Here is a 19,276-nt window from a genome sequence, read left to right on the forward strand (position 1 = left end):
ATCGTTTCCTTTGTCGTTTCTGGGAGGAAGTTAACCGTGATTGGAATGGCCAGACGGAAGTTGTGTCTTGGCATCTTTCGCTTTGACAGGCTCGGGCAAGCTCCCGGTCCATTCCCACGCCTGCGTGCCGGGAGGGTTCTCGTACCAACCCGGATCGCTGTAGTCGTCCGCTGAGATACCCTCGCGGACCTTCACCACGGAGAACATGCCGCCCATTTCGATCGGGCCGTGGGGACCCCACCCGGTCATCATGGGGACGGTGTTCTCCGGTATTTCCATCGACATTTCGCCCATATCCGCCATGCCGGCCGTCCCCATGGGCATGTATTCGGGACGGATCTGCCTGATCTTTTTTGCAACCTCCTTCTTGTCGACCCCGATGAATGTCGGGATCTCGTGACCCATGGCATTCATGGTGTGATGCGACTTGTGGCAATGGATCGCCCAGTCGCCGACGTACTTCGCGTCGAACTCGTAGGCGCGCATCGCACCGACAGGGATGTCGATGCTGACCTCGGGCCAGCGCGCCTCCGGCCTGACGCAGCCGCCATCGGTGCAGGTCACCTCGAAATCGTAGCCGTGCATGTGGATTGGATGGTTCGTCATCGTCAGGTTACCGACGCGAACACGAACCCTGTCGTTCTTGGAAACGACGAGCGGATCGATCCCTGGAAAGACGCGCGTGTTGAACGTCCAGAGGTTGAAGTCGGTCATTTCCATGATCCGGGGCACGTATGTTCCCGGATCGATGTCATAGGCGCTGAGCAGGAAGACGAAATCCCGATCCACCGGCATGAACTTCGGGTCCCGGGGATGGATGACGAAGAAGCCCATCATCCCCATCGCCATCTGTACCATCTCGTCCGAGTGCGGGTGGTACATGAAGGTGCCGGATTTCACGAGATCGAACTCGTAAACGAAGGTCTTGCCAGAGGGGATGTGAGGCTGCGACAGCCCGCCAACACCATCCATCCCCGACGGCAGGATCATACCGTGCCAATGAATGGTCGTGTGCTCCGGCAGCTTGTTGGTCACGAAAATGCGAACCCGGTCGCCTTCGACTGCTTCGATGGTCGGACCCGGTGACTGGCCGTTGTACCCCCAAAGATATGCGGTCATGCCTTCGGCCATCTCCCGCTCCACCGGCTCGGCAACGAGGTGGAATTCCTTCACCCCGTTGTTCATTCGGAACGGCAAGGTCCAACCGTTGAGGGTGACGACCGGATTGTAATCTGGGCCGACCGTCGGCTTTACCGGGGTTTGCGTGGCCGCCGAGTCCATGAGAGCGGCTTCCGGCAAGCCCATGTTGGACGTTTGCGCCCAGGTCTTACGATAACGCTGCAATGGTGGCAACTAAACCACATATGTGCTAATGTGGGTCCGTCACTTCGGGAGTATGTGAAATGAGCCGCTTGACGATCGACATAACGGACAAACAACATCAAAGCCTCAAAGCGCTAGCCGCTCTGCAGGGCAAGACAATCAAGCAGTACGCACTTGAGCGCCTGTTTCCTGGCGACGTCGAGGGAGAACTGGCCTGGGAAGAGTTAAAGACGTTGATGAATACGCGCATCAGTGAGGGGCTCGCCGGAAAACTGTCGACCAAAACCGTAGGTGAGATCCTCGACGAGGAGATCGCCGAAGGTCGCGCTTGACGGCTTACATCCTGACCGCAGAGGCAGAATCCGATCTTCGCTCGGTAATCCGTTACACACGGACACAATGGAGTGCCGCCCAGGTACGTCACTACGTCTCGGCTTTGGAGCGAGGAATGGAGGACATTGCCGCGGGCAAAGTTCCCTTCAAGGATCTGAGCGCACTCTATCCGGCGCTGCGGATGGCGCGATGCCAGCACCACTACTTCTTCTGTCTGCCTCGAGAACATGCGCCCGCTCTCATCGTAGCGATTCTTCACGAACGAATGGATCTCATGAGGCGTTGGCTGACCGTCTAAACGAGTGATGTTTTCACGACGGGAGGAACTCCTGCGCGCGTGCTAGATAAGCCCTTGTCTTCGAGCGATCAAAAAGGTGTCGTCGGTTCGGATCCCTTCAAGAGCAGCGAATCTGACGCTTCGAGTGGCGTGATGAGATTTTTTAAGAGATTACCCGATGGCAAATGGCTCGAAACGCAAGGGCATGCCCCGTTCTAGGGTTACGAGCTCCGGTGGCAGGATTGCCAGACCGTCGGCATGGGCCATGGGCAACAGGCTTCCCGACGATCCGCGGCCCAGCATTGCAAGCAGGGGAGTGCCAGAAGCGTCGCGACTCTGAAGGCGGACGGCGACGAATTCCGTTCGGCCCTCCTTCTTGCGCAACCCAAAGTCGGAGATCGCCGGCATCCAGACGGGATCCAAACGCTCGATCCCGGCCACAGCCCTGATCGCCGGCAGCGCAATCTTGTCAAGTGTCACGGCGGCGGCCATGGGATTCCCAGGAAGCCCGATAAAGAGCGCCGACCCCAGCGTGCCGAAGGAAACCGGCTTACCCGGCCGCATGGCGACATCAAGCACGCCGAGCGACCCGCCGCTGCGTGTTAGCGCGTCCCGCACATGATCCTCGCCACCCTTGGACATCCCGCCTGACGTCACGACGATATCGTGCTCCGTAGCAGCGCTGTGAATGATATCGGTGGTCGCCTCAATCGTGTCCGGCGTCGCCCCGAGATCGCGGACTTCAAGCCAGGGATGCGACAGCATGGAGGCGAGAAGGTAGCGGTTGGAATTGTAGATCTGGCCAGCTGCCAGGTGCTCACCCGGCTCTTTCAGTTCAGAGCCTGTTGTGATGAACCCGAGTCGGATCTTTCTAACGATGGAAATCCGAGACAAGCCTGCGGCCGCGAGCAGCGCAATCCGGTGTGCTGTCAGAACCGTCCCGGCCTTGAACAGCAGAGAGTTTTGGTCGACGTCTTCGCCCGCCCTGCGGATGTTCTCGCCTGGGCGGGGCCGGTAGGCGGTGGTGAACTCGCGATCGTGCCGCGAGCATTTTTCACGGATGATCACGGCGTCGAAACCGGCCGGGATCATCGCGCCGGTGAAGATTTCCACGGCCTCAGCACTTTCGAAACTGCGGCTGCTGGCCTGATCTCCGGCTGCCACTCTGTCTGCGACCAGAAAGGTCCAGGGACCACTGCCGGAAAAATCTGCCGAGCGGACCGCAAACCCATCCATCGCCGAATGATCAAAGCGCGGCAAGGCACAGGGCGAGCGGATGTCGGCGGCCACAACTCTTCCCGCAGCAGAGAACAGTTCTAGATTTTCGCTGGCGGTCACGGGCCGACAGAGGCTGATGGCGCGGCTCACCGCATCGGCAACCGACAGCATGGGGCGAGCAGCGTAGGCTTGCCCGCAGTCGAGCGCAGCGCGGTCGAACAACGCGGCGCGGTCCGTTAGAATAAAATTCATTGAGGCCTCCCAGCAAAGATCACGGGCACAGCTGTGGAGATCGCGACCTCTTTTTCCGAGGTCGCGACACCAGAGCTTCACTGGGTGCTGAATGTCTTCAGATAGGCGATGAGGTCGGCCACATCCTCAGGCTTCTTCAGGCCGGCGAAGGCCATCTTGGTTCCCTTGATATAGGCCTTGGGATTGGCGAGATATTCGGTTAGGTGAGCCTCGTCCCAGGTCCAGCCTTCTTCGGCCTTCGCCTTGAAGGCGGGCGAATAGTTGAAGCCCTCGACGCCTGCGACCTTGCGGCCGATGATGCCATTCAGTTCAGGACCGACCTTGTTGGCCGCACCCTCGCCGACAGCATGGCAGGCGGTGCACTTCTTGAAAACGACCGCGCCTTTTTCCGCTTCGCCCTCGGCCATGGCCGGGGATGTTGCAATCAGACACAATGAGACTATCGAAAACAGTTTCCGCATTTGAATTGTCCATATGTTTTGAAGGAGTGGGCGGCGCTAGTGGCCGCCCACGTCTGGAGGGAAGAGTGGCAGGGGCCACTCGCTGGTGTCCTCAAGCCGACTGGTATTCCTTCGACTTGAAGGTCAGGTGAGCCACGTTCCGCGGAGCATCCGAAATCTTGCGGATATCGCCCCAGGTCTGCTTGTAGTTCGGGATGACCAGCTCGTTCGTCCCGGCACTGGTCACATTGCCCTGTACGCCGGTCGGGAAACCGAACAGCATAAAGGTTTCTCCGCGACGGGCTGTCGGTGTCGGATAGGCCATGGCCTGGGTCGCGCCGGCATCATTGTAAATTTCGACGAGATCGCCCTCCTTGAGCCCCGCTTCCGCCATGTCGGCCGGGTTCATCTCGATGAACGGATAGGGGAAACGATCCATGACGAAGTCGTTTTCCTGGTCGAGATAGGCGGATTGCCAGACGACATTGGCGCGTCCGTTGTTGATCAGGTACTTGTAATTGTCCTTCTGCTGCTGCTTGCCCGGTGCCTGCAGTCCGCGCCACGGCGCATCCATAAAGCGCGCCTTCCCGTCATCGGTCGAGAACACGCCATCGGTATAGAGCCGCTGCGTGCCCTCGATCTTGGCGTCTGCAAAACGGGTGGCCGGCTCCTGGAAGCCGTTGGTGCCCATGGCGCTCAAGCGCTCATAGGTGACGAACTCGCCGCCATGGGCGTGTCTGTTGTAGCCGTCCATGAAGGCGTCTTCTTCTGTCCGCCAGTCGAAGCCCTTGAACTGGCCGGCATAGGTGGTGTCACCCATCTCGGTCAGTACGCGTTCCATGGTGTTGGCAAGCCGCGCGGCAATCAGGCAGTCCGGCATGGATTGACCGGGCGGGTCCATGTAGCGCTCGGTCAGCCGCATACGCCGCTCACCGTTCATCGAGGTGAGGTTCATCTCGCCTGACGTGGCCGCCGGCAGGATGACATGACAGGCTTCGCCGATCTTGGTCGGAATGATATCCACGTTGACGGCGAACAGACCACCCTGGTTGATGGCGCCGACGATGGCATCCACCATGGCCTCGCGGTCGCCATAGGGCGCAGCGCTCATGGCGTCCTTCACCATGTCCGTGCGCTTCTTGTAGACCCGCTTGAACTCATGCGCGTTCAGCGTGGTCTTGTAGTGGTCGCAGCCCCAGATGTGATGGACGCCGCCCTGACCGCCGATCAGCAGCTGATCGACATAGGCCGCCGGCCGACCGACATGGGCGTCGGAGGGGCGCACGTAACCTTCCTGGTGCCCGCCGAGGCGAACGACGCCGCCGCCGGGACGGCCGATATTACCGGTGGCGAGTGCCAGGTTCACCAGCGCGCCGTTGGTGCGGTAATTGTCGTTGCCCCAGATCAGGCCTTTCTCGTAGCCGAACATGACGCGTCGACGCTTGCCGCCTTCCTTCGGCATGGCAATCCATTCGGCGGCTTTGATGATCTGGGCTTGGTCCAGCCCCGTGATTTTTGCGGCTTCCTCCATGGATATGCGGCATCCTTCGACGGCATCCTCGAAGTTGGACAAATGTCCAGGCTTGCTGTCCGATCCGCCTCGCGCGGGATAAAGCGGCGGCCGTGCTACACTTTCCCGCAAGGTCGATTTGTCGATGAATTCGCGGTCAACCCAGCCTTTGTCGGCGATGTATGTAAACAGGGCATTGAATAGAGCCAGGTCGCTGCCGGATTTGATCGCGAGATGCAGGACGTTGTCCTTGCCAGCCGTTTCCTCGCTCGCATTGACGGTCACCGTGCGGCGCGGATCGACAATGATAATCCGGCCCGCTTCATGCGGCTCGTCCGGCATGATCTGCTTTTTCTTCTCGAGACTTTCGCCGCGCAGGTTCGGGATCCAGTGATTGAGGAAATAGTTTGTCTGGGTCTCCAGTGCATTGGTGCCGACCGCGACGATCGTGTCGGCCAGTTCGGCATCCTCGTAGCAGTTGTTCAACTCGCCGACGCCCATATCGCGGGTACCGTGGACTTCCGAGTTATAGGCCGGGCGGTTGTGGATACGGATGTTCTTGACCTTCATGGCCTCGAAATAGAGCTTGCCCGTGCCCCAGGTGTTTTCGTAGCCGCCTCCGGCGCCGCCATGATCGAAGGCCGAAACGATCAGAGCGTCCTCACCCTTCTCCTTGATGATCTTCGCCGTCACGCGGGCAACAAGATCGAGCGCATCGTCCCAGCTCGTCGGCTGCATCTGTCCGTAGCGCCAGACGAGGGGATCCGTCAGGCGCTGTTGCTGGGTGTTGCGAGCTTCGGAAAAGCTCGTTTCGGCCATTCTGGCTCCGCGAACGGAACCGAGGCCGGAGTTCACCACGCATTCGTGGTCCGGCTTGATGACGACATGAACGTCGCGGCCATCCTGCTTTACGACATTGTACATGGACGGCGAATACCAGGCATCGGTTTCCGCCTGCTGTTGCTCGGACAGATCGACGCCGAAGACGTTGTTCTGCGGATCCGTGCCGCCCTGTTTGTTGATCGGCCAGGTATAGGCGTGATAGCCGCAGCCGACTATGCAGAAGTGGCAGGTGACATTGTGCTTCTTGGCGTCCGCGGGAATGATCGGCAGACGGTCAATGTGACGTTTGAAGGCCATGATCTTCTTCCCTTATAGAACGTTGGACAGACGGCCGTAGATGAGCTCATCGACGCCTTCGGCAAAGATGTCGCCATTGTCGGCGATGCGGAGCACGTATTGCGGCAGGTTCTGCGTCGCTTGGCCCCAGACCTGCTGGCCCCCCTTTTCAGGATCGAACACCGAGAAATGGCCGGGACAGTTGAATGTCTTGTTGTCGGCGGAATAGCTCAGCGGAAAGCCCTTGTGGGGACAGATGGTAGAAAAGCCGACGATGTCGCCATCGGGACCGACCCCGCCTTCAACGCGCGTCCCGAGTTTGAGAAGAACGCCCGAGGCATCTTCATCGGGATAGGCAACGTCGAAAGGTTCGTTCAGCTTGAGGTCCGAGATGTTGGCGAGACGATTGGCGGGATAGTCCACGCCGGCCGCAGCGGTAGCGGCTCTTGCCTGTGGCGCGCCGACGCCCGTGACGACCACACTAGCGCCCGCGGCGGCCAATGCCCCTCCGCGCAGGAACTGGCGTCGACCGATATCGACCATGTTTCGACAGCGTGACATGCGATCCTCCTCCATTGAATGTCGAAGGGAGCGTTGCAATAGCTGTGCCAACAAGTAGAGGGCTGATTTAGCGCGCCTTTTTCGCGTATCTTCCACGTGGGGGTTCGGTTTTCCAAACGGCCAGTAACCACGGCTGTTCAGTTGGCCGAACGTTCACTAGCTTCTATTCCGAAACGCGTCATTTTCTCCCAGAGAGTTGTACGAGAAATGCCGAGATGTCCTGCGGCCTGAGAAATCTGTCCGCCGGTTGCGCTTAGCGCCCGCAGGATCTGTCGGCGCTCCGCGGCGTCCCGCGCATCGGAGAGTGTTCCGATCCGCGGCGTATCAGATACTTTGGCAACTTCGGGGAATAGATCCGCCGGCATCACGAGCAGATTTTCCGACAGAGCAGCGGCGCGTTCCAGCCGATTGCGGAGCTCGCGGGCATTCCCGGGCCAACAGTGTTCAAGCATTGCGTCCTCGGCAAGCGTACTGATGCCCCGAACGCAGGTCTCCCTGATCTGCATGATCTCCTCGAGAAAGCGCTGAGCGAGCCACAGGATGTCTTCCTGTCGCTCACGCAGTGGTGCAAGCATGACTGGAAGGGCGGAAAGACGAAAGAACAAGTCCTTTCGAAAGGAACTGCCGTCGCTGCCAATCTCCTGATGGGTGGCACAGACAATGCGTGCCTTGAACGGGATGGATGTTTCGCTGCCGACCCGATGAAACCAACCATCCTCGATGAGACGAAGAAGTTTCGCCTGCAGAACAGGCGGCATATCACCGATCTCGTCGAGGAAGAGAATACCTTCGCCGGCACGTTCCGCGTAGCCGCGATGAAGTTGGTGAGCACCCGTAAATGCTCCTTTCTCGTGGCCGAAAAGCTCGCTTTCCAGCAGTTCGGCTGGAATGGCTGCGCAGTTTACGGCGATGAAAGGGGCGAGCGCACGCTTTGATAACTGATGCAGAAACCTGGCGCTGACTTCCTTGCCAGTGCCGGTCTCTCCCTGAATGAGAACGGGGAGGGGATGAGAGGCATAACGCCGCAACATCTGTTCGGCCTCGCGCATGGCGCGGGAGATGCCGAGGGAGCTATTGGGCTCATCCTGCCGCTTGCTCCTTAAGCTTGATGAGACGCGATCGAGGAAAGCCGTCATGTCGAACGGTTTGGTGATGAAGTCGACCGCACCACTGCGCATCAGACGCACCGCCTGATCTATATCGGCGTAGCCAGACATGAATAAAAAGGGTGTTGCGGTATCGCGGCTGGCCTGGCGGAAAACCTCTTCACCATTCATGTCTGGAAGGCGGATGTCGCAAACGACGAGGTCGAACGGTTCTGATCCGCTGGCGAGCTCGCGCATAGCCTGCTCTCCCTTCGTCCACCATTTCACCTTGTGGCCCTCAAGCGAAAGTCGCTGGATGAGCGACTCTCCCATGATGGGATCGTCCTCGAGTATGGCGATGCGCCCTCTTTCACGCTGCATGGCTAGTTTCCTCCCCAGGAATCAATATCGGCAAGTGTAATTCAATGACGGTCAGGCCGGCTTCGGTCCTCGACAAACGGATATGTCCGCCGGCTTCATCCACCAGCTTCCGGACCATCCACAGGCCAAGCCCTCCAGCTGACTGAGCGGCGGGCCATGGATCTGGCGATGTAAGGACATTGGTTGCGGCCTTCGGCAGGCCCGGCCCCGTATCGGCAACGGAGAGGATCAACGTCGAGCCGTCTTCCTTGAGGCATGTCTCCACAAAAATCGTGCCGTCATCGCCCGCGGCGGCGCTTGCATTTAGCACGAGGTTCAAAAGTGCTTGCCGCACAGTCGAGCCGGGCAGGGCAGATAGGGTGAGATTGGATGGGCTGCTCACCCAGTGCATCGTTTGTCTACGGCTCAAAATGACGGGGCCAGCCAGTAGGCGCACATCTTCCAGATCCTGTAGGACGAGAGGCTTTCCGGAGCGGTCCGGCCGGTATGTTGCCAGTGCTGCCTGTACAACATCGCGAATACCGCCGAGACCACGTTCCAGAAGGGACACACTGGTGCTCCGTACGCCTTCGTTTGCCCCATGTCGCTTCAACGTGTCGATGGAGTTGAACAGTCCTCCGAGCGGATTATTGATCTCGTGGGCCATGCTGGATGCGAGCCGTCCTAAACTGGCAAGCTTCTCCTCCTCGGCCAATCGACGCGTGAGTGCGCTGCGCTGCTGCTCGGCTTGTACCAAAGCGTTGAAGCCATGAAACAGATCGGCGAGTTCACCCGCGCGATACGGAAATTCTTCAGCTGGAATGGTATAGGGCTGTCCGGCCGCACCAGAGCGCATGTGTTGTGCCAATGTCGCCACCGGCCTGACCATACGTCTGGTCAAGACGTATCCAACTGCGGCAAACACGAATGCCAAGACAGCATTCGTCGCAAGAAGCGTCTGGAGAACCTGGCGCCTTTCCGCGACAAGATGGGTGATGTCGAAAGAGGCGTGTACGGTCCCGATCGACTTTCCCTGATAAAGGAGCTGCCTGATCCCGAACCCGGTGTTCGACTGCCATTCGATGCGGATTTCATCGTCATTGCCTCGGTCAGCGAAGGCCGGGGGAACTTCGGAAAGTACCGGAATAGCGTGCGGATCGCTGGAAGCCAGTACCATGCCATCACGTCCAGTCACGACCGTCTCGATCGGAGACACGGCCGCAAACATCGTACGGGTGCGGTCGAGCAGGTCATAGGTTTCCCATACGTCCTGCCGCAAAACAGCCGGGATAAGAGCGGTAGACAAGCCATCGAAATAGGTTCCCACGACGCCGTTCAGATGCTGTTCCTGCATGTCATGAAGGCGAGCCAATACGCGTTCAGAGATGATGAGGCTGACGACGATCATCAGGGATGCCACCATTACCGGGACCCGAACCGTCAAGGGAATGCCGCGAACGCGCTCGATGAGGCTCACCCCAGCCTCCGAACTCGTTCCATGTTGACCGCGATACTTTCGTAGCTTTCGGGTGGAACCTGAGTGAACCCGTCAAGCTGGAGGCGCTCAAGCACCGTTCGGCCCAGCTCGTCGCTGTGCATTTGCAGGAGCGCGTTTCTTATTCTGGCAACCGGCTGGCTTTCCCGCTGTCGTGCGGCGGCTGCGATGGGCGGGAAGCCGTGCCAGTCAGACTTCACCAGCACCCTCGTTTTCGAGAGCAGTTCCGGTTCGGTCTGTTCCATGACTTCCCAGACGTACCCATCAACGCTCCCGGAATCGGCAAGGCCGGAAGCCACTGCCCGGATCACATTGCGGTGGCCGTAGGTAAAAAATGACTTGCGAAAGAAGCCTTCCTCGGAGACGCCGCGTTCGGCCAGATAGGTTTTCGTGACGAGGTAGCCGGAATTGGAATCGGGGTCGGAGAACGCATGAATATCCCCACGACAGTCATCAAAGGCCTGGATGTCACGATGTCGACCAACGATGAGGTAGGATTGGTAAAGCGGCTTATCACGCCACAATGGCGTGGCAACCAGCTCCAGCTCCTCCCGGAACTTCATGAACGGGTAGCCGCAAATCCAGGCGGCCTCAAGATTCCCCGAGACCAGGAGGGCAGTGACTTCCTGGTAGGTACGCTGTGTGACAAGTTGTACTTCTTGACCGACAGCGCGGACTAGGTAGGCCTGTAGTTCGTCCAGCACTTCCAGGTCATTCGATAGAAAGACGGGTGTCAACCCAAACCGGATCACACCAGGTCGCGGCGGCACGGACAGCAACTCGCTTCCCGCAGGCGATCCGGCGAAGCATATCGCGGACAAAGCTCCGCCTATCGCCATACGGCGCGAGATACGACACTTGTCGGCGTACCGACCGCGCGTGTGGTCTCGATTTGACACCGACGACCTCCCTCAGCTCTCCTCCAGAGCCTAAATCAATTGTACTGTCATCAGACAGATTGTCCAACCGCTCCTCCGGGATTGAGGTGCTGGTTGCATGGATCTCAGGATTTCGCTCGCTACCACCTTTTTGCAACTATCCGGGACGGGTGCAGACACAGACCGGGAGCGGTGAAATTTTAATTCAAACCTGTATCCATTGAATAACCGGCGCCTCTGACGGTCCGGATCAGGTCTGGCTTGTTGGCAAAGTTAAGGGCTTTTCTGAGCCGGCCGACATGAACGTCGACCGTTCTTTCGTCTACATAGAGATCGTGACCCCAAACGCCGTCAAGGAGCTGTGCTCGGGAGAAGACGCGCCCCGGCGACGCCATGAGAAAATCGAGGAGACGGAACTCGGTCGGACCGAGCCTGACTTCACGGCGCTCGCGATGGACACGATGGCTTTCCCGGTCAAGCTCGATGTCAGCATAGCGCAAAATGGACGAGATCAATGCTGGTTTGGAACGCCTCAGCAGAGCTCTCACCCTGGCCATAAGTTCCGGAGTCGAGAATGGCTTCACCAGATAGTCATCCGCACCTGTCGCCAATCCCCGCACACGCTCTGTCTCCTCCCCCCGTGCCGTCAGCATAATGACGGGGAGCCGCTCCGTGTTTGGTCTGGCGCGTAGACGGCGGCAAAGTTCGATTCCGGATACACCGGGAAGCATCCAATCCAGAATTAGCAGATCCGGCACGCTTTCCTGAAGAACTATGTCAGCCTCTTCGCCGTGGCCGATTGTCTCGACAAGGTATCCTTCGGCCTCGAGGTTGTAGCGGAGCAGAACACTCAGCGCTTCCTCGTCTTCGACGATCATGACCTTTGGGGACATCAGCTTCGCTCCTTAGTTTCGCGGCTGTCAGGCGATTTATTACAGTGACGCTTCAGTTTTGTGACAAACGCAAAATATCTAGAAATCTGGAAATATGATTGTCATCGTGAGGATTTCGGGATATCCTGCAAACCTCTCGCCATCATGGGTGCATCATGAGCGACGCATCTCTACGGTTAAATTCAGGATAATCTTTCGTCAAATCATGTGTTAATCAAGTAAAAACCTTCCAGCTCAAATATCAATCTATCTAGATATACCATACTATACTTGATTGACATAAAACTGTCATCCAACAATACTATGACCGCCCTGCGTTCGCGGATGTCGCGTTCAGCTTTTCTGAATTCACAGAGGGTCGTCATGACACACAACACGAAAACCTTTCGCCCGGCGCGCGCCGCCTTCGCCTCTTCCGCAGCTTCGATCGTTACTCTCAGCCTCCTCGTTGCCCCGTCTTTTGCGCAGCAGGCGCCGACAGTGCTGATCGACGGCTCGAGCACCGTATTCCCCATTTCCGAAGCCATGGCTGAAGAGTTCCAGAAGGCTCAAGCCGGCAAGACGCTGGTGACCGTCGGGTCTTCTGGCACGGGCGGTGGCTTCAAGAAGTTCTGCCGCGGCGAAACCGACATCACCGGCGCTTCCCGTCCGATCAAGTCCGACGAGATCGAGCTGTGCAAGCAGAACGGCGTGGAATTCATCGAGCTGCCTGTCGCAATCGATGCTCTCGCAACGATCGTAAACCCGGCGAACGACTGGGCGACGTGCATGACCGTCGAGGAACTGAAGAAGATTTGGGAACCCGAAGCACAGGGGAAGGTCACGAACTGGAACCAGGTCCGCGGCGAATTCCCTGACGCCAAGCTCGGCCTCTTCGGCGCCGGCACGGATTCCGGAACCTACGACTACTACACGTTCGCCATTAACGGCAAAGAGCATGCCAGCCGCGGTGATTATACCGCGACAGAGGACGACAACATCACGATCCAGGGCGTCGGCGGCGACAAGAATGCGATCGGCTTCCTGGGTCTCGCCTATCTGACCGAGAATGCTGGCAAGGTGAAGGCTGTCGAAATCAAGCAGGCCGACGGTTCGTGTGTAGCGCCGTCGATCGAGACAGCAACCGATGGCACCTACCAGCCGCTTACCCGTCCGCTGTTCTACTACGCTTCCAAGAAGGCGGCCGACGAGAAGGAACATGTGCGCGCATTCGCCGAGTTCCTGTTCGACGCCAAGAACCAGGAAGAACTGGTCAGCGAGGTCGGCTACGTCGCCCTGCCTGCCGAAGCAGCTGGCCTTGCTCTGAAGAAGTTCGAAAAGCGCGTCACCGGCAGCCACTTCGAAGGTGGGTCCAAGGTTGGCGTCACCGTTACCGATCTCGTCGCAGACGCAGCGAACTAATCCCGATCGTTCCAGCAGCCGCGCGCAATCGCGGCTGCTGATTCCGGAGAACAAGATGTCAACGACGCTCGACGCCTATCATCCAAGCGAAGCATTTCTGAAACGCCGACGTTTCATCGACCTGACGATGCGCGTCTTGCTTTTCTTGTCCGCCGCACTCTCGGTGTTTGTGACCGCGGCAATCATTTACGTGCTCGTAAGTGAGTCCTGGAATTTCTTCACTGAAGTGTCCTTGTGGACCTTCCTCACGGATACGGAATGGACGCCGGTCTTTTCGCAGCCGCGATATGGCATTTTGCCGCTTCTTACAGCGACACTCTGGGCCGCGGGGATCGCGATCCTGATTGCCATCCCCTTGGGAACTAGCCTCGCCGTCTACCTCAGTGAGTATGCGCGCCCGGCCGTCCGCGAAACCGTAAAGCCGGTGCTGGAATTGCTTGGTGGCGTCCCGACTGTCGTCTTCGGTTACTTTGCTCTTTTGTTTATCACGCCGCTCCTCCAGACGTTCATACCCGGGCTGACGGGTTTCAATCTCCTTGCTCCGGGGATCGTGCTCGGCATCATGATCATGCCCTACATCGTCTCGATCAGCGAAGATGCCATGCGAGCGGTTCCTGCTTCGCTGAGGGAAGGGGCCTATGCCTTGGGCATGACAAGGCTGCAGACCTCTTTCAAGGTGATCATTCCAGGAGCCTTCTCCGGCATAACTGCCGCATATCTTCTGGGCATGTCACGGGCGGTTGGCGAAACAATGGTTCTTGCTATCGCTGCAGGTCAGAATCCGAATCTGACGGCCGATCCTCGTGAAGGTGCAGCGACAATTACATCATACATCGTGCAGATGAGTCTCGGTGACCTGCCTCACGGCTCGCTAGCCTACCAAACCATTTTCGCAGCAGGCCTCGCACTCTTCGTCCTGACGCTGTTCTTCAACATCATCGGCTTCTTTCTTCGCCGTCGCTTCCGGGAGGCTTACTGATGACTATCAGCGCCGACAGCCCTATCGTACTTCAGGACAAGGATCCGCAGGCTCTACTTGTCAGTCGCGCAAGGCGAAACGACCTTGTCTTTGCCAGCATGGGCCTAGTCATCCTGTTCGTGGTGATGGCATTTTTGATCGCGCTCATCGCCGATCTCTTTTATGATGGCCTTGGACGCATCGACTACGCCTTCCTGACGGAGTTTCCGTCGCGGCGCCCGGCAAGCGCAGGCATTCTTTCGGCTTGGGTCGGGACATGCCTCGTCATGTTCGTCACGGCGCTACTGGCAATTCCGCTCGGTGTGGGTGCGGGCCTCTATCTGGAAGAGTACGCCAGGAAGAACTGGCTGACTGACGTCATCGAGATCAACGTCACGAATCTCGCCGGCGTGCCGTCGATTATCTACGGTTTGCTCGCACTTGGCTTCTTCGTCTATCTCGCGGATCTCGGCCGTACGGTGCTTGTCGCCGGTATGGTGCTGGCATTGCTGATCCTCCCGATCGTCATCGTTGCAACGAGAGAAGCCATCCGGGCGATACCGCAGACAATCCGCGAAGGTGCCTTCGGCCTCGGGGCCGACAAATGGCAGACGATGTGGCACTACATTCTACCGGCTGCAAGACCTGGGATTCTAACTGGTGCAATCGTCGGATTGTCTCGCGCTATCGGGGAAACCGCACCGATCATAACGATCGGCGCCCTTACATTTATCGCCTTCCTGCCGCCTTCTCCCGTCGGCGCAAGCTTTCCCTTCATCAACTTTGACTGGCTCAATGCGCCATTCACCGTGATGCCCATCCAGATGTTCAATTGGATATCGCGGCCGCAGGCAGCGTTCCACGTCAACGCGGCGGCCACTGGCGTGGTGCTCATGTTCATGACGCTTGGCATGAATGCCATCGCCATCTGGATACGCTTCCGGCTTCGACGCAAGCTCGGCCTTTAACTGAGATCGGACAAAAAATGAACGATACAACCACTGCCGTGAGGCCTGCGAAAGCGGGACTGCAATCCAGCTCCAAGCGCAACATATTGATCCATCCAGAACGACTGCGCGCTGAGGTGAGGGATCTGGATTTCTGGTACGGGGACTTTCACGCTCTAAAGAAGGTTAACCTTCCGATCGCCGACAAGCAGGTGACCGCCTTGATCGGGCCGTCCGGTTGCGGCAAGAGCACATTGCTGCGATCGTTCAATCGCATGCACGATCTTTATCCGGGCAACCGGTATGAAGGTGCGATCGAACTGCTGCCAGAAAAACAAAATCTGGTCTCGACCGGAATCGATCCGATCCTGATCCGGTTGCGCATCGGGATGGTTTTCCAGAAACCGAACCCCTTTCCAAAGTCAATTTACGAGAACGTGGCGGCGGGTCTGCGGGTTCGCGGTATCGCAAAGAAAGCCCTGCTTGATGAGCGGGTTGAGCAGGCTCTCCAGGGTGCCGCTCTCTGGAATGAAGTAAAGGACCGCCTCCATCAATCGGCTTATGGTCTGTCCGGCGGTCAGCAGCAGCGTCTGTGCATCGCTCGTACGCTTGCCCCCAACCCAGAGATCATTCTCTTCGACGAACCGACATCGGCCCTTGACCCGATCGCCACCGCAAAAATCGAGGAGCTTATCGCTGAATTGCGAGACCAGTACACGATCGTCATCGTCACGCACAACATGCAGCAGGCAGCGCGGATATCGACATACACCGCCTACATGCACCTCGGCGAGATGACCGAGTACAACGCGACGAATGAGTTCTTCACAAATCCGCAGAATGAGAAAACGCAGCAGTACATCACCGGACGCTTCGGTTGAGGGGGAAACATGACGATGGATCACACTATTCGAGCTTTCGACGAAGAACTACAGGACCTGACCGGACAAGTATCCGATATGGGGCGAATTGCTGCCGCGCTCCTCGACAAGTCCGTCAATGCTCTCATCGGCAATGACAAGACACTGGCAGATGAGGTCGTAAGAGCCGACCTTCAACTCGATGCGATGCAGAGAACCGCCGAAACGGCGGCTGTGCAAATCATTGCTCGGCGCCAACCCGTCGCGAACGACCTGAGACGGATCGTCGGCGCGATGCGCATGGTATCAAACCTGGAGCGTGTAGGCGATCTCGCGAAGAACATCGCCAAGCGCGCAGCAATCATGGATGCCTCACTTAACAGGGGCGTTGTCTCTGCCGGGTTCAGCACACTAGCCGAAGCCGCCAAAATGCAGCTGGCTGGCGCGCTCGATGCTTTCCAGAACAACGACGCGAAGACGGCATCTCAAGTCCGCCTCCAGGACGAGCACATCGATGTACTCTATAACGGCCTCTTTCGAGAACTCCTGACATACATGATGGAAGACCAGCGCTCGATCACATTGTGCGCTCACCTCCTTTTCTGCGCCAAGAACCTCGAGCGGGTCGGAGATCATGCTACCAATCTCGCTGAGACCGTCGAGTACATCGTGACGGGCGATGATGTTTCGATTGATCGCCCTCGCGCCGAAACTGTTGTTGCGATGGAGTAGGCTTCATGCCGAGCGTCGTTATCGTACAGGAAGATATTGGCGTTGGCTCGATCCTGGAAGCAAGCTTCCGCGAGGAAGGTTATATCGCCGGGGTATGTGGACTGGCCGAGCAGTGTGAACGTATGGTCGCGGAGAGACAACCAGATCTGGTCGTCGTCGATTCGGTAAGCCGTGCGACCAATCTCCGTCAGTCGTTTATGAAAATGCGAGCCCATGTGCGAAGAAGGCAGTTGGCGATTATTGTCTTGGGCGGAGAGGCGCTGCCCAAGCCCCTTTTTGATGCCGGAGCCGACGATTACTTGCCGCGCCCCTTTTCCGTTCAGGAACTTCTGGCTCGCAGCAATGCGCTCCTTGAGCGTTCATGCTCGAAGACGACCAGGATCTTGAACCATCGCGAGATATCCCTGAACCTCGAAACGCACAGGGTTTCGCGTAAGGGACGGGAGATTCACCTTGGTCCGACGGAATATCGTCTCCTGCAGACGATGCTGACAGAACCGTCTCGGCTCTTTTCGCGGCGCGAAATTCTCGAGATGGTATGGAACGACACGAGCCGGGACGAACGCATCGTTGATGTCAGCATCAAAAGATTGCGGAAGTCCTTGAACATCGGAAGCAAGGGAGACGCAATCCGTACTGTGCGCGGCTGCGGCTACGGCCTGCAGTAATAGCGATCAGCGTGGACTGTTTCCGATTGCCTTCAACTGCGTCTGAAGGGACATCCTGTCGATCGACTCAATCGGAAGTGCCGTGAAGACTGAGAGCCTGTTGGCGATAGCGTCTGCTGCCCGGCGAAAGGCGGCAAGCCTTTGCAGTTCAGTTCCCTCAGCAAGCGCAGGATCGTCGATAGCCCAGTGCGCTGTAAAAGGCTGACCGGGCCAGGAGGGGCATTGCTCCCCCGTCAGTGTGTCGCAAACGGTGAAGACGAAATCCATAGAGACACGGTTAAGACCCTTGAACTCGTCCCAGCTTTTGGGTTTTAGGTTCTCGACCGGACAGTCCATCTTCCGGAGTGTTGCGAGTGTCATTGGATGCACCGCATTTGCGGGAAGATTTCCCGCAGAGAACGCCGCAAACCGCATTGGCGCCATCTTGCGTAGAATGGCCTCCGCCATGATCGATCTGGCAGAATTTGCGCGGCATAGGAAAAGCACATTAAATATTCTTGGGACCTGTTGGTCTGGCTCGATTCTCGTCAAAGAGGTTCTGCCAGCCAACGGGGTGAAGTCAGTCGCCAAAAACTCGACAAGCCTCCAGACAAGTTCGGTATTCGGCCGATAAATTATCGTGGTGCCAACGCGTTGGGTTTGGACCAGTCCGGCGCGCTTCAACACGTTAAGATGAGACGACATCGTATTTTGAGGTATGTCGAGCAGTCTTCCGATGTCGCCTGAGGGCAATCCCTCCGGCGAATGATCCAGAAGAAGACGCAGTGCATCAAGTCGGGTGGTTTGCGCGATGGCTGCAAACGCCTCTACGATAGCTGATTTTTCCATAAGTCTGGATATATAGATTTTCGTTCAGTTGAGCAAGTTGCGTTCCCTTGGCGGGCGCCAATAAATCCGTATTTCTGGAAATGTGCAGTTCTGTCATATTTCTGTAGCGCAAGTGCCGAATAAGCGGGTGTCTGTTTTGGATCGATGGAGAACCTGATGAAAAAGCTCGTGGCCGCACTGGCGATATCCGTAGCATTTGCAATGCCTGCCCAGGCGGATTTCAAACTCGACGCTCGTTACGCGGACGCCGACGGCGATATGGTCGCCGACATTCCGACCGATGCCAGCCAGCTTGTGGACCCGGATACGCTGGTATTCGCCTACACCCCGGTCGAAGACCCGGCCGTTTACGCCGATGTCTGGAAAGGCTTCCTCGATCACCTCGCGGAAAAGACAGGCAAGAAGGTTCAGTTCTTCCCGGTTCAGGAAAATGCGGCTCAGATCGAAGCCATGCGCGCCGGTCGCCTGCACGTTTCCGGCTTCAATACTGGCTCGAATCCGATCGCTGTCGCCTGCGCCGGGTTCCGGCCGTTCGCGATGATGGCTTCGAAGGACGGCGCCTTCGGCTATGAAATGGAGATCATCACCTATCCAGGCTCTGGGGTTGAGAAGATCGAAGACGTGAAGGGCAAGAAACTGGCCTTCACCGCTGAGACGTCCAATTCTGGTTTCAAGGCACCCTCGGCATTGTTGAAGTCCGAGTACAAGCTCGAGGCAGGTAAGGATTTTGAGCCGGTGTTCTCCGGCAAGCACGACAATTCGGTCCTCGGCGTCGCCAACAAGGACTACCCGGCTGCGGCTGTCGCCAATTCCGTCATGAAGCGCATGATCGCCCGTGATGTCGTCAAGGCAGACCATATTGTCTCAATCTTCAAGTCGCAGACGTTTCCGACCACGGGTTATGGCGTGGCCCACAATCTGACCCCGGAACTGCAGGAAAAGATCAAGGATGCCTTCTTCTCCTATGACTGGGAAGGTTCGGCGCTCTTGAAGGAGTTCCAGACCTCGGAGCCGCCGCAGGAAAGCTTCATTCCGATCTCCTTCAAGGAAAACTGGTCTGTCGTTCGTCAGATCGATGAAGCCAACGGCGTCACCTACGAGTGCAAATAAGCACGTTTGACCAATAGGCGCCGGGTCG

Annotated in this window: 19 protein-coding genes and 1 pseudogene; 9 read left to right on the top strand and 11 right to left on the bottom strand. The window is 57.7% G+C overall.

The features are described from left to right. Nucleotides 1-30 precede the first annotated feature (30 nt). Nucleotides 31-1,353, bottom strand: coding sequence for a multicopper oxidase family protein (locus CEV33_RS20480; protein WP_094542216.1), 1,323 nt, complete (start codon nt 1,351-1,353; stop codon nt 31-33). Nucleotides 1,354-1,403: 50 nt separating this feature from the next. Here CEV33_RS20480 and CEV33_RS20485 point away from each other — a divergent pair, with 50 nt between their 5' ends. After that, nucleotides 1,404-1,655 carry an antitoxin gene (locus CEV33_RS20485; RefSeq protein WP_094542217.1) on the top strand — a complete coding sequence of 84 codons (252 nt, stop codon included), beginning with the start codon at nt 1,404-1,406 and terminating at the stop codon, nt 1,653-1,655. Then, nucleotides 1,652-1,954 (top strand): type II toxin-antitoxin system RelE/ParE family toxin, encoded by a 303-nt coding sequence (locus CEV33_RS20490; protein WP_094542218.1) that lies wholly within the window; start codon nt 1,652-1,654, stop codon nt 1,952-1,954. Before CEV33_RS20485 ends, CEV33_RS20490 begins: the two co-directional genes overlap by 4 nt. A 150-nt stretch (nt 1,955-2,104) precedes the next feature. Here CEV33_RS20490 and CEV33_RS20495 read toward each other — a convergent pair whose 3' ends face one another. The 8 genes from CEV33_RS20495 to phoB all read right to left on the bottom strand — a co-directional run bounded on the left by CEV33_RS20495 (nt 2,105) and on the right by phoB (nt 11,744). Next, the gene (locus tag CEV33_RS20495) at nt 2,105-3,403 is read right to left on the bottom strand and encodes a molybdopterin molybdotransferase MoeA (protein WP_094542219.1); all 1,299 of its coding nucleotides are present in this window, start codon (nt 3,401-3,403) and stop codon (nt 2,105-2,107) included. Between the two features lie 77 nt (nt 3,404-3,480). Next, the gene (locus tag CEV33_RS20500; RefSeq protein ID WP_094542220.1) at nt 3,481-3,864 is read right to left on the bottom strand and encodes a c-type cytochrome; all 384 of its coding nucleotides are present in this window, start codon (nt 3,862-3,864) and stop codon (nt 3,481-3,483) included. A gap of 91 nt (nt 3,865-3,955) precedes the next feature. Further along, the gene (locus CEV33_RS20505) at nt 3,956-6,493 is read right to left on the bottom strand and encodes an arsenate reductase (azurin) large subunit (RefSeq protein WP_094542221.1); all 2,538 of its coding nucleotides are present in this window, start codon (nt 6,491-6,493) and stop codon (nt 3,956-3,958) included. Between the two features lie 12 nt (nt 6,494-6,505). Further along, nucleotides 6,506-7,015, bottom strand: a complete 510-nt coding sequence (locus CEV33_RS20510) for an arsenate reductase (azurin) small subunit (protein WP_094542222.1) — start codon at nt 7,013-7,015, stop codon at nt 6,506-6,508. Nucleotides 7,016-7,170: 155 nt separating this feature from the next. Beyond that, nucleotides 7,171-8,499 (bottom strand): arsenic response regulator transcription factor AioR, encoded by a 1,329-nt coding sequence (gene aioR, locus CEV33_RS20515; protein WP_094542223.1) that lies wholly within the window; start codon nt 8,497-8,499, stop codon nt 7,171-7,173. Next, the gene (gene aioS / locus CEV33_RS20520; protein ID WP_094542224.1) at nt 8,489-9,955 is read right to left on the bottom strand and encodes an arsenic sensor histidine kinase AioS; all 1,467 of its coding nucleotides are present in this window, start codon (nt 9,953-9,955) and stop codon (nt 8,489-8,491) included. The genes aioR and aioS overlap by 11 nt, the downstream gene beginning before the upstream one ends. Next, nucleotides 9,952-10,812 (bottom strand): periplasmic arsenite-binding protein AioX, encoded by an 861-nt coding sequence (gene aioX / locus CEV33_RS20525; RefSeq protein WP_046802483.1) that lies wholly within the window; start codon nt 10,810-10,812, stop codon nt 9,952-9,954. Before aioX ends, aioS begins: the two co-directional genes overlap by 4 nt. 239 nt (nt 10,813-11,051) lie before the next feature. Beyond that, a complete protein-coding gene (gene phoB / locus CEV33_RS20530; protein ID WP_046802482.1) occupies nt 11,052-11,744 on the bottom strand; it encodes a phosphate regulon transcriptional regulator PhoB in 693 nt (230 codons plus the stop codon). A 363-nt stretch (nt 11,745-12,107) separates the two neighbouring features. Between phoB and CEV33_RS20535 the strand changes: the two genes are divergently transcribed. The 6 genes from CEV33_RS20535 to CEV33_RS20560 are packed head-to-tail and all read left to right on the top strand — an operon-like array spanning nt 12,108 to nt 17,310. Further along, a complete protein-coding gene (locus CEV33_RS20535; protein ID WP_094542225.1) occupies nt 12,108-13,145 on the top strand; it encodes a PstS family phosphate ABC transporter substrate-binding protein in 1,038 nt (345 codons plus the stop codon). A gap of 55 nt (nt 13,146-13,200) precedes the next feature. Continuing rightward, nucleotides 13,201-14,124: a phosphate ABC transporter permease subunit PstC gene (pstC, locus tag CEV33_RS20540; RefSeq protein ID WP_046802480.1), complete on the top strand. Its 924-nt coding sequence runs from the start codon at nt 13,201-13,203 to the stop codon at nt 14,122-14,124. Beyond that, nucleotides 14,124-15,071 carry a phosphate ABC transporter permease PstA gene (gene pstA / locus CEV33_RS20545; RefSeq protein ID WP_046802479.1) on the top strand — a complete coding sequence of 316 codons (948 nt, stop codon included), beginning with the start codon at nt 14,124-14,126 and terminating at the stop codon, nt 15,069-15,071. The genes pstC and pstA overlap by 1 nt, the downstream gene beginning before the upstream one ends. A gap of 17 nt (nt 15,072-15,088) precedes the next feature. Beyond that, the gene (gene pstB / locus CEV33_RS20550; RefSeq protein WP_082129097.1) at nt 15,089-15,931 is read left to right on the top strand and encodes a phosphate ABC transporter ATP-binding protein PstB; all 843 of its coding nucleotides are present in this window, start codon (nt 15,089-15,091) and stop codon (nt 15,929-15,931) included. A gap of 9 nt (nt 15,932-15,940) precedes the next feature. Then, nucleotides 15,941-16,642 carry a phosphate signaling complex protein PhoU gene (phoU, locus tag CEV33_RS20555; RefSeq protein ID WP_046802478.1) on the top strand — a complete coding sequence of 234 codons (702 nt, stop codon included), beginning with the start codon at nt 15,941-15,943 and terminating at the stop codon, nt 16,640-16,642. A gap of 5 nt (nt 16,643-16,647) precedes the next feature. After that, entirely contained in the window at nt 16,648-17,310 is a 663-nt protein-coding gene (locus CEV33_RS20560) for a winged helix-turn-helix domain-containing protein (protein WP_046802477.1), read from the top strand. Nucleotides 17,311-17,316: 6 nt separating this feature from the next. Here the strand turns inward: CEV33_RS20560 and CEV33_RS24515 are convergent, their stop codons facing one another. Further along, on the bottom strand, nt 17,317-17,796 hold the full coding sequence (locus CEV33_RS24515) for an arsenate reductase ArsC (protein WP_268875819.1): 480 nt from the start codon (nt 17,794-17,796) through the stop codon (nt 17,317-17,319). A 108-nt stretch (nt 17,797-17,904) separates the two neighbouring features. Then, nucleotides 17,905-18,138 (bottom strand): annotated as a pseudogene (locus CEV33_RS24520) (ArsR/SmtB family transcription factor); the annotation flags it as partial. 156 nt (nt 18,139-18,294) lie between these two features. Between CEV33_RS24520 and phnD the strand changes: the two are divergent. Beyond that, nucleotides 18,295-19,248: a phosphate/phosphite/phosphonate ABC transporter substrate-binding protein gene (gene phnD / locus CEV33_RS20570; RefSeq protein WP_046802475.1), complete on the top strand. Its 954-nt coding sequence runs from the start codon at nt 18,295-18,297 to the stop codon at nt 19,246-19,248. Nucleotides 19,249-19,276: the final 28 nt, after the last annotated feature.

The sequence above is a fragment of the Brucella grignonensis genome, assembly GCF_002252505.1.
Classification (GTDB): Bacteria; Pseudomonadota; Alphaproteobacteria; order Rhizobiales; family Rhizobiaceae; genus Brucella; species Brucella grignonensis.